Origin of the sequence: Affinundibacterium fentianense (genome assembly GCF_018139545.1) — a bacterium.
Lineage (GTDB): Bacteria > Pseudomonadota > Gammaproteobacteria > Burkholderiales > Burkholderiaceae_D > Undibacterium > Undibacterium fentianense.
This window is the reverse complement of record NZ_JAGSPJ010000006.1, coordinates 250,806-264,861: the sequence shown is the minus strand read 5'-3', so window position 1 is coordinate 264,861 and position 14,056 is coordinate 250,806. Positions and strand designations below refer to the sequence as shown.

General features: G+C 46.8%; 9 protein-coding genes. 3 read left to right on the top strand and 6 right to left on the bottom strand.

What is annotated here, in order from left to right:
- The first annotated feature begins 192 nt into the window (after window positions 1-192).
- Window positions 193-2,184 (top strand): DNA topoisomerase IV subunit B, encoded by a 1,992-nt coding sequence (locus tag KDM90_RS14845; RefSeq protein ID WP_189344718.1) that lies wholly within the window; start codon window positions 193-195, stop codon window positions 2,182-2,184.
- A gap of 208 nt (window positions 2,185-2,392) precedes the next feature.
- Window positions 2,393-4,720 carry a DNA topoisomerase IV subunit A gene (parC, locus tag KDM90_RS14840; protein WP_212676397.1) on the top strand — a complete coding sequence of 776 codons (2,328 nt, stop codon included), beginning with the start codon at window positions 2,393-2,395 and terminating at the stop codon, window positions 4,718-4,720.
- Between the two features lie 153 nt (window positions 4,721-4,873).
- Here the strand turns inward: parC and KDM90_RS14835 are convergent, their stop codons facing one another.
- The 6 genes from KDM90_RS14835 to hutU all read right to left on the bottom strand — a co-directional run bounded on the left by KDM90_RS14835 (window position 4,874) and on the right by hutU (window position 12,582).
- Window positions 4,874-6,538, bottom strand: coding sequence for a diguanylate cyclase (locus KDM90_RS14835; protein ID WP_212676396.1), 1,665 nt, complete (start codon window positions 6,536-6,538; stop codon window positions 4,874-4,876).
- The gene (locus tag KDM90_RS14830; RefSeq protein ID WP_212676395.1) at window positions 6,539-6,931 is read right to left on the bottom strand and encodes a response regulator; all 393 of its coding nucleotides are present in this window, start codon (window positions 6,929-6,931) and stop codon (window positions 6,539-6,541) included. It lies immediately after the preceding gene.
- Window positions 6,932-7,152: 221 nt separating this feature from the next.
- Window positions 7,153-8,382, bottom strand: a complete 1,230-nt coding sequence (gene hutI / locus KDM90_RS14825) for an imidazolonepropionase (protein WP_212676394.1) — start codon at window positions 8,380-8,382, stop codon at window positions 7,153-7,155.
- Complete coding sequence (locus KDM90_RS14820) at window positions 8,369-9,013, bottom strand: HutD/Ves family protein (RefSeq protein WP_212676393.1); 645 nt, start codon at window positions 9,011-9,013, stop codon at window positions 8,369-8,371. The genes hutI and KDM90_RS14820 overlap by 14 nt, the downstream gene beginning before the upstream one ends.
- Window positions 9,014-9,138: 125 nt before the next feature.
- Window positions 9,139-10,680 (bottom strand): histidine ammonia-lyase, encoded by a 1,542-nt coding sequence (gene hutH, locus KDM90_RS14815; protein WP_212676392.1) that lies wholly within the window; start codon window positions 10,678-10,680, stop codon window positions 9,139-9,141.
- 210 nt (window positions 10,681-10,890) lie between these two features.
- Window positions 10,891-12,582, bottom strand: coding sequence for a urocanate hydratase (gene hutU / locus KDM90_RS14810; protein ID WP_212676391.1), 1,692 nt, complete (start codon window positions 12,580-12,582; stop codon window positions 10,891-10,893).
- A gap of 653 nt (window positions 12,583-13,235) precedes the next feature.
- On the opposite strand from hutU, the gene hutC reads away from it, so the two are divergent.
- Window positions 13,236-13,952, top strand: a complete 717-nt coding sequence (hutC, locus tag KDM90_RS14805; RefSeq protein WP_212676390.1) for a histidine utilization repressor — start codon at window positions 13,236-13,238, stop codon at window positions 13,950-13,952.
- The last annotated feature ends 104 nt before the right edge of the window (window positions 13,953-14,056 follow it).

The following is a 14,056-nucleotide window of genomic DNA, read 5'->3' as shown; positions in this document are numbered from 1 at the left end:
GTATTTTTCGTTTATCCGTACAAACAACAATTTAACTGTACATAAAACCAGTATTTCCCTTTACAATAATTCGTCAAATTGGCGGTTTTCCGTGTAGGATAAAAAAAGAACAGCGTCGCTCGAATTCTGGCGAAAGCAAATAAACAAGCCAATAAATTAACATATCAATAAACTTCTCACCCATTTCATCGCATGGCAACTAAAAAAACCACAACTCCATCCGACTACAGCGAATCATCCATCCGCGTCCTGAAAGGACTGGAACCGGTCAAACAAAGACCTGGGATGTACACCCGCACCGAGAACCCGCTGCATATTATTCAAGAAGTCATCGACAATGCCTCTGACGAGGCTTTAGGTGGACATTGCAAAAATATCCAAGTCACCCTGAACACAGATGGCAGTATCAGTGTAGAAGACGATGGACGCGGCATTCCTGTTGGTTTGCATCCTGAAGAAGGCGTCCCTACGGTCGAAATCGTCTTCACTCGCTTGCATGCAGGCGGTAAATTCGACAAAGGTTCAGGCGGTGCTTATGCCTTCTCTGGCGGTTTGCACGGGGTGGGTGTCTCTGTCACCAATGCGCTTTCTAAACGTTTAGAAATTACCGTATGGCGCGAAGGTGGATTACACAATCTCGTCTTTGCAGACGGTGAAGTCATTCAACCATTAAGTACGCAGCCTTTAGGTCGTGGCGATAAGAAAAACGGTACGCGCGTCTCAGTCTGGCCCGATGGGAAATATTTTGATTCACCGAATATCTCCATCCCCGAAATGCAACGCCTGCTGCGTTCGAAAGCCGTGCTGCTGCCAGGTGTCAAAGTTACCTTTACCAATGCAAAAACCGGAGAAAGTCAAACCTGGCAATACGATCAAGGCTTGCGCGGTTATTTGACCGAAGCACTAACACAAGCCTCACACGGCGAGCTCGTCATCCCCATGTTTGAAGGCGAACAATTTGCCAATGCCGACGCCGATGGTTTTGCCGAAGGCGAAGGCGCATCATGGGTGGTCGCGTGGACGGAAGATGGCGGTGTCGTACGCGAATCCTATGTCAACTTGATTCCAACGCCTGCTGGCGGCACCCATGAATCTGGCTTACGCGAAGGTTTGTTCGGCGCGGTAAAAAGCTTCGCCGAAATGCATTCCTTATTACCGAAAGGCGTCAAACTTTTACCAGAAGACGTGTTCGCCCGCGCCTCCTTTGTGCTATCTGCAAAAGTATTAGATCCACAATTCCAAGGGCAAATTAAAGAGCGTTTAAACTCACGCGATGCGGTGCGCTTAGTTTCAAGCTTCGCCAAACCGCCTTTAGAATTGTGGCTCAATTCGCACGTAGAACTCGGCAAGAAATTGGCTGAACTAGTGATCAAACAAGCGCAATCACGCTTACGTTCACTGCAAAAAGTCGAGAAGAAAAAATCGTCTGGCGTCGCCGTTTTACCGGGCAAATTAACAGATTGTGAATCGAACGACATCACTCGCAATGAATTGTTTTTAGTCGAAGGAGATTCCGCTGGTGGCTCAGCCAAAATGGGTCGCGATAAGGAATTCCAAGCGATTCTGCCATTGCGCGGTAAAGTGTTGAACTCGTGGGAATCTGAACGCGATCGTCTGTTCGCCAACAATGAGATTCACGATATCGCCGTCGCGATTGGTGTCGATCCACACAGCATCAATGACAATATAGATCTGAGCAATCTACGTTACGGCAAGATCTGCATACTCTCAGATGCGGACGTGGATGGTTCGCATATTCAAGTCTTGTTGTTGACACTGTTCTTCAAACACTTTCCACAGCTGATTGCACGCGGTCATATTTGCATCGCCCGCCCTCCTCTATTCCGCGTTGATGCACCGGCGCGCGGCAAGAAACCTGCGCAGAAAATCTATGCACTGGATCAAGGTGAACTCACCGCGATCGAAGATAAGTTACGCAAAGACGGCGTCAAAGATGGTGCTTGGGCGATTTCTCGCTTTAAAGGTCTGGGCGAGATGAACGCCAACCAACTCTGGGAAACCACCATGAACCCGGACACGCGCCGTTTATTGCCGGTGGCTCTGGGTGAATTCGATCAAGAATTCTCCGAAGGCCGCTTCAATATGCTGATGGGCAAAGGTGAAGCGTCAGCACGTAAGGCATGGCTGGAAGAGCATGGGAATGAGGTAGAGGCCGACATCTAGAGAGGCACATAAATCCGATTGCGCGGCGCATTACGGCGTTGCAAATCCTCGCAATACCGACGTATTGCTTTGGTTTGCGCCTTGTACTGCATCCGCGAAATCGAATTTCTGAGCCTCCCTACGGTTTAACTATTGTTGAAAAATTTAGTTAGCAACAAAGACAGAATAAAACGCGGGTTGCACCCGCCTAAAATTAGATTGTAAGACTATGAGCGAACAAGCAAATTTATTTGATGAAGCCCCTGACAATAATGGTGGCAATGGCAGCAATGGTGAAACCTTAACCTTAGCAACTTTCGCTGAACGCGCTTATCTCGATTACGCGATTTCTGTCGTAAAAGGTCGCGCCTTGCCTGACGTGAGCGATGGACAAAAACCGGTGCAACGCCGCATCCTGTATTCAATGAATGAATTGGGATTGAACTCGACGGCTAAACCGCGTAAATCGGCAACTGTGGTCGGTGATGTGCTCGGTAAATTACATCCCCACGGTGATCAATCGGTGTACGACGCGATGGTACGGATGGCGCAAGATTTTTCCTTGCGCTACCCTTTGATTGACGGTCAAGGTAACTTCGGTTCACGCGATGGTGATGGCGCAGCGGCGATGCGTTATACCGAAGCGCGTCTCACCCCAATCTCCAAGTTATTGCTCGATGAAATTGATCTTGGCACCGTTGATTTTCAACCTAACTACGATGGCTCTTATGAAGAACCGACCCTGCTTCCAGGACGTTTGCCATTTATTCTGTTGAATGGTGCTTCCGGTATTGCAGTCGGTATGGCGACTGAAATTCCTTCGCACAATTTGACCGAAGTCGCCAAAGCCGCAGTTGCTTTAATTCGCAATCCAAAAACGTCCCATGCCGAATTGATGGAATTGATTCCCGGCCCAGATTTTCCGGGTGGCGGTCAAATCATTACGCCGGCTGCGGCGATTAGTGAAATCTATTCCAGCGGTCGTGGCAGCGTCAAAGTGCGCGCACGTTGGAAGATCGAAGAACTGGCGCGGGGTCAATGGCAAGCCGTCATCACTGAACTACCACCTGGTACATCTTCACAAAAAGTCTTGGAAGAAATCGAAGAGATTACCAATCCGAAAATCAAGATCGGTAAAAAGTCGCTGTCACCAGAACAAGTCAGCTTGAAGCAAGTGATGCTGTCGGTACTCGACGCGGTACGCGATGAATCAGGCAAGGACGCTGCCGTACGCTTGGTCTTGGAGCCCAAATCCAAGAATCAAGATCAAGCTGAATTCATGCAAATGTTATTGGCACACACATCGCTCGAAACCTCCGCTTCGCTGAACTTGGTGATGATTGGTGGCGATGGTCGTCCACGTCAAAAATCTTTAAGTGAAATTTTGACCGAATGGATTAGTTTCCGCTTTGAGACAGTGACGCGCCGTACCCAATTTAAGTTGAAAAAAGTCAATGACCGTATCCATATTTTGGAAGGCCGCGAAGCGGTACTGTTGAACATCGACAAAGTCATTAAGATCATTCGTGAATCGGATGAACCTAAACCAGCTTTGATCGAAGCTTTCCGTTTATCCGATCGTCAAGCAGAAGACATTTTAGAGATCCGCTTGCGTCAATTAGCGCGCTTAGAAGCGATCAAAATTCAGCAAGAATTAGCAGAATTACGCAACGAAAAGACTAATTTGCAAAACCTCTTAGATGATCCTTCGGCGATGAAGAAATGCATCATCAAAGAGATCGAAGCTGATGCGAAACAATATGGCGATGCACGTCGTACGGTGATCGAAGAAGCGCAACGCGCCTCGGTTGAACAGAAAGTCATTGACGAGCCTGTCACCGTGGTGATTTCTGAAAAAGGCTGGGTCAGAGCACGTACGGGACATGACCACGATCCGGCGCAGTTTAGCTTTAAAGCCGGCGATAGTTTATATGGCACCTTTGAATGCCGCACGGTCGATCACATGCTGGTATTCGGCTCGAATGGACGCGTCTATTCCGTGCCTGTTTCCGCACTGCCTGGTGCGCGCGGTGATGGCGTCCCAGTGACAACACTGATCGATTTAGCGAGTGGCACACGAATATTGCATTACTTTGCTGGCAAAGCGGAGACGTCTCTTTTATTGGCGTCGACGGCAGGATATGGGTTCACCGCCAAGCTTAGTGACATGGTGGGTCGCATGAAGGCTGGAAAGGCCTTCATGACCTTGGACGACGGCGATGAACCTCTCGCTCCAAATGCAGTCACAGAAGATGCGAGCGCGATCGCATGCCTATCTGAAAAAGGTCGCCTTTTGGTGTTTGGGCTCACCGAAATTAAGCACTTGTCTAGTGGTGGACGCGGTGTCATATTGATGGAACTAGAACCACGGGAAAAACTAATTGCAGCAACAGCCATTAGTCAGAAAGGCGTTAAGGTAAATGGAATTGGCCGTGCCTCAAAACCACAGGAAATCAATTTGAGCGCAAGTGGTTTAGCACCACACATCGGCAAGCGCGCACGCAAAGGTAAAGTCCTCGATTCAAAAATCAAAGCAACACATTTATTTAAGAATTAAATTCCTTTAGATATATAGGACTCATCGCAATGCAAAAAGAGTTCGTGTGATTCGTCGCACGAGCTCTTTTTAATCTATTTCGAATTTATTTTGAACTTATTACGAATAGGATGAAGTTCGGTTTATCGGCACTCGGACGCAAACCTGTGCACTCTATTGGTCGCCCAGTATGATTTGATTTTTTCCGCTGTGTTTTGCACGATAAAGTGCGGCGTCTGCTATCGTCAACAGATCATCTGGATTAGTTGACTGACGCGAGTCGGCGATCCCAGCAGAAAATCCAACACAAAATTCACCTTGTTCAGCCATGTGGTGAATAGTAGCAAACATCATTCGAATTTTATCCAAGACCATACGAGCGACATCTGCTGTTGTATTCGGGAAAATAACAATAAACTCTTCTCCACCATAACGCCCAACCACATCGCTTTTTCGCAAGCGTTGACGTAACAAATGCGATAAGGTTCGCAACACTTGATCACCAATCTGATGTCCGTAAGTATCATTCACTTTCTTGAAGTCATCCAAATCCAACATTGCCACAGCTACGCAAGTAACGCTGCGGCTAGCACTCGACATCTTTGCAATTAGGTCTTCTTTAATTGCAGTATGATTGTAAAGTCCAGTCAGACCATCACGCATTACTAAGGTTCGCAGTGCGCGATATCGCTCGGCACGTGTTGCCAATGACGAAGTCAATAACTCAGGTGAAATTGGTTTATTTAAAAAATCATCCGCGCCGACTTTCACAGCCGCAATCTGTTTTTGAAGATTATTCTCACTCGACAAAAAGACGATTGGCACATCCAGATAAGACGGATCCTGACGAATCACCCTTGATAGTTCAACACCATCGCAATCTGGCATATAAACATCCATTAAGATTAATTCTGGACGAAAATTTGCCATCGTTTCTAACACGAGTTCAGGATGATTCAAGACCTCCGCAATCATTCCCGCACCTTTTAGAACGCGGCTATAGTACTGTGCAAGATCCACATCGTCGTCAATAATCAGAATTCGGTAAAGCGGTGGATTGGGTCTATCCAAAATTTTTTCAATCGCCTCTGTCACCGCCAACAAATCGATCGGCTTTAAGAAAAACGCATCCCCCCCTGCTCGGACAGAACGTAGACGACATTCAAAACTATTGATGTTAGAAGTGAAAAGGATAGGAGGTAAAGATTTACCAAGTCCTCTTAAACGCATTACCTCTTCGGTACCGGCAAATTGTCCATGCTGAAAATCCATATCAACTATCAACAAGGATGGCTGATACTGCTCAATCAAACTCTCCAGCTGCGACAATTTTTCAACATGCTGAATATCGAACGCAAATTGCTCCAATAACTGAACAATTTCTTTGTTTTTCTCGAACTCATGGTCTGCCCATAAAATCAAGCCTTTGCCGCGTGGTTCACTGTCCCCTAGCGTTGTGATAGGCGAAGATTGCTCTTTCACTTCACCATCCACAAGCGCATCAGAAACGGGCATGGAAGATTGAACGTAGGCCAGCACTTGCTCACAAAACTGATCTGTTCGTGTTTTTGACCAGTTCGCGCCAGAAATAAACTCCTTGAGTTGTTTCTCTAAATCTCGCGAGGCTTCACCCATCTCCGGAAAACCGAAAGTACCTGCTGAGCCGGCCATGGTGTGAAGTAGACGATGCAATAAAGAAAAATTTTCCCTGTCGTCTGGATGATCTTTGAACCGATTCGTCGCGATTCTTATTTCTTCAAGCTTAGCTGGCAGCTTTGCAATATAAACTTGAGCGAGAGCCTTTAAAGCATCATTTAGCTCTTGGTCCCTATCACTCAATTACGCCACCTTATCCCACAAGGTTCGCGCTTGCGTCGCAAGTGTCATCGGATCGAAAGGCTTTGCAATAACGCCAATTGCACCAAGTGTAAAATAATAATCCTGCTCACTCGATTGTACTTTGGCGGTCATAAAGATGACTGGAGTTGCCGAAGTCGTTGGCAACTTTCGTAATTCAGATAAGGTGGTTGGCCCATCCATATTTGGCATCATGACATCGAGTAGTAATAAATCTGGGACAAAACCCTGCTCAATCGCGGCGATCGCCTCCGCACCAGAACTGCAGGTTTTTAATGTAAAGCCCCCGACCACTTCTAAGGCAATTTGAGCAACTGCCTGAATATCAAGATCATCTTCTACATACAAAATTTTACTGAGCAACTTGCCAGACATACACATCCTTTAAATAAAAACGAGGCGCCAATCGACCATTTCGCCCGAGACACGAAGATTAGCAGCAAATATGGTCATCATAGCTGTCTCAAATGTGTTGTCAAAGCTATTTCACCAGCTCGTGAATTTTTTCCAACAAGAAACATCATTTACTGAAGATGAATGTTTATTATTGCAAAAATAGAAATTGTTTTCCTTTCTGCATTATGTCAAGACTCCTGTCAAAGGAGCGAGCGCAAATTTCCAGAAAACACGCTGCCAACACATGGATTAACACCAATCATATAGGCCAAATCTGCTGGTCGCTCGATCCTCCAAAGTGTAAAGTCAGCACATTTACCCAGCTGTAAACTGCCAATTTTTCCCTGCAAACCTAAGGCTTTTGACGCATGTATTGTCATTCCCTGCAGTGCTTCCAGTGGCGTCATGCGAAACAAAGTACAAGCCATATTCATCGTTAAAAGCGGCGAAGTCATTGGCGAGGTACCAGGATTGCAATCCGTGGCGAGCGCAATTGGAACACCCGCTGCACGTAGCTCGGCAAGCGGTGGATATTTGGTCTCGCGCAAATAGTAAAATGCACCGGGCAACAATACCGCCACGGTACCATGTTCCTTCATCGCTGCAATTCCAGAATCACTCAAATATTCCAGATGATCCGCAGATAACCCTTGATAACGCGCGGTTAAAGCGGCACCGCCTTGATCAGACAACTGCTCGGCATGGAGTTTCACTGGCAAGCCATGCTTGCGCGCTGCCTGAAAAACACGTTCCGTCTGCGCTGGTGTAAAACCGATTTTTTCGCAAAACACGTCTACTGCATCCGCCAAACCTTGTGCCATGATATTCGGCAGCATGCGTTCACACACTTCTTCAATATAGTCGTCAGCGCGCCCTGCAAATTCAGGTGGTAAGGCATGCGCCCCCAAAAAGGTCGTCGTCACTCGCACGGGTAAATCATGTTGAATCTGACGCGCCACGCGCAAAATTTTCACTTCAGTCGGCGTATCAAGTCCATATCCTGATTTCATTTCAAGAGTCGTCACACCTTCGCGCAAACTACTCAGCACACGTGGCAAACTGGCTTGCATCAATTCTTGCTCAGTCGCAGCACGCGTCGCCTTAACAGTCGACACGATGCCACCGCCTTGCCGCGCAATTTCTTCGTACGAAACGCCATTTAAACGCGCCTCAAACTCATTGCTACGATTGCCCGCGTAAATCATATGTGTGTGGCAATCGATCAAGCCAGGAGTTAACCAACATCCTTCGCCATCAAAACTTACTTGTACGGTGTAGCCAGACGGCAAATCTTGAGCGCGACCTAACCAAGCAATCTTGCCATCTTTGACGGCAATCGCTGCGTCCCGCACGATTCCATAATCATTCGCTTCCCCCATCGTAGCAAGATGGACGTTATACCAAAGACTATCCCAATTAACCGAGTCCATGCTGACCTCCAAAGATCGCGCGACCTTGCTCGTGATGACTCAAAAAACTGATGCGCATCACATACAAAAGACTTCCCTCTTCTGCCGTTAAATGAATACGAATACCACTGGCTTCATGCTCTTCATCCAGCAATACCAAATCACCCGCCTCGAGCTGCGTCTGCTTCATGATTTGCGCGCGTCCCTTTTCACAAAATACTAAAATTTGTTGCGCGTCTTCGGCATTGATCACATGTTCACCAGCACGCAATCTTTGCATAAAGTGTTGACACGCATCGCGTCGTGTCATGAGATTTAAATCTACGACGGTCGCATTCACTAGCTCTGCAAAAATATTGTCTTCGCCTGCAAAGCGGTGCGGCAGGCTTTCTCGCGTCAATGTCACAGATTGTTCGTGCGAACTCCCTGAATCAGTCTTCAACACTAAACCAGCACCGTTCAAAATCGCCAAGCTTCTGTCAATCTGTGCAAAATGAGAAAATGGTCCAGCCTGCGAAACGGTCGCGGTACTTAAACGCCAAACAAAATTATCGATACTCGCAGTTTCCGGGAAAATAGCTAATTCGGTGGTACTTCCGCCGCCATTTTTCCACGGCATGGTGCGGTAATCTTTTGCGGTCCATTTGCGCATGTCAACTCTCTAAATAATGTACTTAATGATTCAACGTAAACTGTAAACTGGAAAGGCGCAGAGCACGCCAAGAATTTTAAGAAAACTCTGGGTACACTGCGCCTCTGCGGCAAAAAGACGACAACTTATGCCAAATATAAATGCGAATATAAATCCGCGCATTGCTGACTTAAAGCACCTTCAATTACTAGATTTTTAGCAGCCTCAATATCAGGAGCAAAGAAACGATCTTTATCGTAGAACCCTACTTTAGAACGCAATAATTGATGCACCACCGACAGCGTATCTGAGGTTTTTAATGGCTGATGAAAATCCACACCCTGCGCCGCGGCCAACAACTCAATGCCGACTATCGTTGCGGTGTTATGTGCCATCTCATGCAAGCGACGACCTGCATACGTTGCCATACTGACGTGATCTTCTTGATTCGCTGAGGTTGGAATGGTATCGACACTAGCTGGATGCGCATGCGATTTATTTTCCGATGCCAATGCGGCAGCTGTCACGTGGGCGATCATAAAGCCAGAATTCAAACCTGACGATGGTACCAAGAATGGTGGCAAGCCAGAGATCGATGCGTCGATCAATAAAGCAATACGACGTTCAGAAATCGAACCGATTTCTGCAATCGCCAAGGCTAGAGTATCGGCAGCAAAAGCGACTGGCTCGGCATGGAAATTACCGCCAGAAATTACCTCATTGGTATCCACAAACACTAATGGATTATCGGTTACCGCATTCGCTTCCGTCAGCAAAGTACGTGCAGCATTATTGATGATGTCTAAGCAGGCGCCCATGACTTGTGGCTGACAACGCAAGCAGTAAGGATCTTGCACGCGTTCATCGTTCACCAGATGGGATTGACGAATTTCACTACCATTCAATAAAGTACGATAAATATTTGCAGTCGCGATTTGACCAGGCTGACCACGCACAGCATGAATACGTGGATCAAATGGCGCATCGCTGCCTTTCGCCGCATCGACAGACAAAGCACCGGTAATCGTTGCCGCCTCTAATAAACGCTCAGCGAGGAATAAGCCATTCAATGCCAAAGCCGTCGACACTTGCGTACCATTGATCAGCGCCAAACCTTCTTTCGCCGCCAAGACCACTGGTGTAATGCCAGCTTTCGCTAAGGCCTCTTTGGCATCAACCATCTTGCCGTCAACGCGTACTTGTCCTTCGCCCATGATCGCTAAAGTCATGTGCGACAAAGGTGCTAAATCGCCCGATGCGCCGACTGAACCTTTGACTGGGATCGCAGGCATGATGCCTGCATTGTAAGCAGCAATCATGGTGTCAATCACAGAGGCACGAATACCTGAAAAGCCACGCGCCAGACTCGCAATCTTCATTGCAATAATCAAACGCACCACTTCATCAGCAATCAATTCACCAGAACCAACTGAGTGCGACAAGATCAAATTCTTTTGCAGCAATTCCAAATCTTCATCTGGAATGCGGGTTTTCGCCAATTTACCAAAACCGGTATTGATACCATAAGCCGCATCACCTTTAGCGACGATACGTTCGATGGTCGCAGAAGATTCATGGATAGCCGCATAAGCAGACTCTGCTAAGGCTAACTTAAAAGGCTTTTGCCAGATCGCGCGCAAGTCCGCGAGTTTGAATTGACCCGGTTGTATCGTAAATGTTGTGCTCATATTCTTGTCCTTTATTTTGTCATTCTTTTCGCCACAGAGGCGCTGAGTACGCGGTGTTTTTTTGTTTGTCACTCCTGCGTAGGCAGGAGTCCAGTGTCTTCAATTACACCACCGAAGTCGCTGGATTCCCGCCTTCGCGGGAATGACATTCATAAGCTAACCGCTTTTCTCTGCGTACTCTGTGCCTCTGCAGCAAAAAATATTCGAAATTTATTTAATCATGGGCAATTGCAAGCCATTACGCTTAGCACATGCCACGGCTTGTTCATATCCTGCATCGGCATGGCGCATCACGCCGGAGCCACAATCATTGACCAAGACGCGTGCTAAACGTTTCGCAGCTGCGTCTGTACCGTCCGCCACAATCACCATACCGGAATGCTGTGAGTAGCCCATACCGACACCACCACCATGATGCAAAGAAACCCAGCTTGCGCCACCTGCGGTGTTCAACAATGCATTCAGCAAAGGCCAATCCGACACTGCGTCGGTACCATCTTTCATGCTTTCGGTTTCACGATTCGGACTGGATACAGAACCTGTATCGAGATGATCACGACCAATCACAATTGGTGCTTTCAGTTCACCGTTTTTCACCATCTCATTAAATGCTAAACCAGCGATGTGACGCTCACCCAAACCTAACCAGCAAATACGCGCAGGCAAACCTTGAAAGGCGATACGCTCACCCGCCATATCCAACCATTTATGTACGCCTTTATTTTCTGGGAATAATTCTTTAATTTTGGCATCGGTTTTACGAATATCTTCAGGATCGCCCGACAACGCCACCCAACGGAATGGCCCTTTTCCATCACAGAATAAAGGACGAATATACGCAGGCACAAAACCTGGGAAGTCGAAAGCGTTTTTGACGCCCGTATCAAAGGCAACCTGACGAATATTATTGCCGTAATCCACCGTTGGAATTCCCATCGCATGAAAATCCAACATGGCTTGCACGTGTACCGCGCAGGCTTGCGCCGCATCCGCTGTCAATTTCGCGTGTTGGCTGGCATCTTGTTGTGCAGCCTTCCATTGTTCCACAGTCCAACCAATCGGCAAATAACCATTGATCAAATCATGGGCAGAGGTTTGATCTGTCACTAAGTCTGGCTTGATTCCTCCCGCTTTCGCGCGCTTCACCAATTCTGGCAAAATTTCCGCAGCGTTACCTAACAAAGCAATCGAAATCGCATCTTTACGTGCGGTGTGATATTTAATTAATTCGATGGCATCGTCGATGTCTTTTGCTTGTTTATCGACATAGCGTGTGCGCAAACGGAAATCGATACTCGATTGCTGGCATTCAATATTTAAAGAAACGGCGCCAGCAAATGTCGCTGCCAAAGGTTGCGCGCCACCCATGCCGCCCAAGCCTGCAGTCAAAATCCAACGACCGCCCCATTCGCCACCAAAATGCTGACGACCTGCTTCAGCGAAAGTCTCATAAGTACCTTGCACAATGCCTTGGGTGCCAATATAAATCCAGCTACCCGCTGTCATCTGACCATACATGAACAAGCCTTTACGGTCGAGTTCATTGAAGTGTTCCCAATTGGCCCATTTTGGTACCAAATTGGAATTGGCAATCAAGACGCGCGGTGAATCTTCCGTGGTTTTGAAAATACCGACCGGCTTACCCGATTGAATCAATAAGGTTTCGTCTTCGCCCAAGTCTTTCAAGCTCGCCAAAATTTGGTCATAGCATTCCCAATTACGGGCTGCACGACCAATGCCACCGTACACGACTAAGTGCTTAGGATTTTCTGCGACTTCTTTGTCTAGATTATTTTGAATCATGCGGTAAGCCGCTTCGGCTACCCACGTCTTACAGACTTTTTCAGCGCCGCGTGGTGCTCGGATTTCACGACTAGCATCCCAACGTGGATCGGTATTCATAAAATTCTCCTTGAAATTGAAACTCAACTTGGACTCGACCTTTTCTCAGTCGTTTTATTTATCTTGCATTTCGCTTCGTCGTAAGACTAGCGCATTTATCCATGCAAGAATGAAGTTACGAGTTTAAGTTGTATATACAACTTAATCAAGTCATTTTTTCGGCTATTTTCAGCAATTCAAGTTTCAGAAAGAATTATTGGCGTAATTAGATTGACAATCTTCAGCACACAATTGAACTCAGTTCCGCCATTTCCCCACTGATCGCAAAATCTAAACTGCATAATCGAGCGATGTGCCAAAATCTCACCCAAATCGAAAGGGGTGCAGAGAAACGGATACGCATCAACACGCTATCGAGCGTCAAGATTCAATAATTTCTTAAACGATGGTCTCGGTCGTATGGATAACATAAAAAAATGCGTTCAAAGTATTTCGCAAGGATCCTTGGTTATCTCGGGTTTCAACGATGAGTCATTACACTGAATGTCCTTTTTCATTTAGCCCCTATTTCAAGGTGCAGTGAAACCAGGTTGTCATAACAGTTGAGCTCTATGATTTTTTCTCCGACACCATGATTCAATTCGCGATGCGTACTCGCCCGTGTTACCATGCACAATCAACACGTTTCGAATTCAAACAAATAGCTATCGCTCATGAGCAATGAAATTCATTCAGAACTGATACCCGTTTTTCAACGTATTAAAAATTACTTGTTGAAGGAGATCCAAAACGGCACTTGGAAAGAAGGTGAAGCCATTCCATCTGAGGCAGCGTTGGCATCCAAGTTTCAGGTTTCCCGCATGACTGTCAATCGCGCAGTCCGAGAACTCACCAGCGAACAAATCCTTAACCGTATCCAAGGTTCCGGCACTTACGTTGCTCAACAAAAATACCAAGCCACCTTGGTTGCAATCAAAAGTATCGCCGAGGAAATACGGTCACGCGGTCACGCACATCGCAGTGAATTGCACGAACTCATAGCAGTCGAGGCGAATGAGTTATTAGCCCAACAATTCCAAGCAAAAGTCGGCTTTCCGCTGTTTCATTCATTAATTGTCCACTTTGAAAATGATCAGGCCATTCAAGTTGAGGATCGATGGGTCAATGCGGCGCTCGCTGAAGATTATTTAGATCAAGATTTTTCACACATCACGCCAAACGAATACTTGGTGGCTGTCGCACCGCTAGAAGGTGTTGACTACAGCATTGAGGCCGTCATTCCACCGAAGCACATAGCAGAAATGCTGAAGATTTCTCCTCGTGAGGCATGCTTGGTTTTACATAGAAAAACTCGTTCAAAGAATCAAATCGCAACGATTGTAACAATGTGGCATCCAGGATCTCGCTATCAATTCACCGGAAGTTTCTAATCCATACACCGCCACCAAGACATTACCCTTCGTTGCATAAAATCATCAACAATATTGAATTCCTCCTGAAACACTGGTTCATACACGGATTGAGTCACATTTAT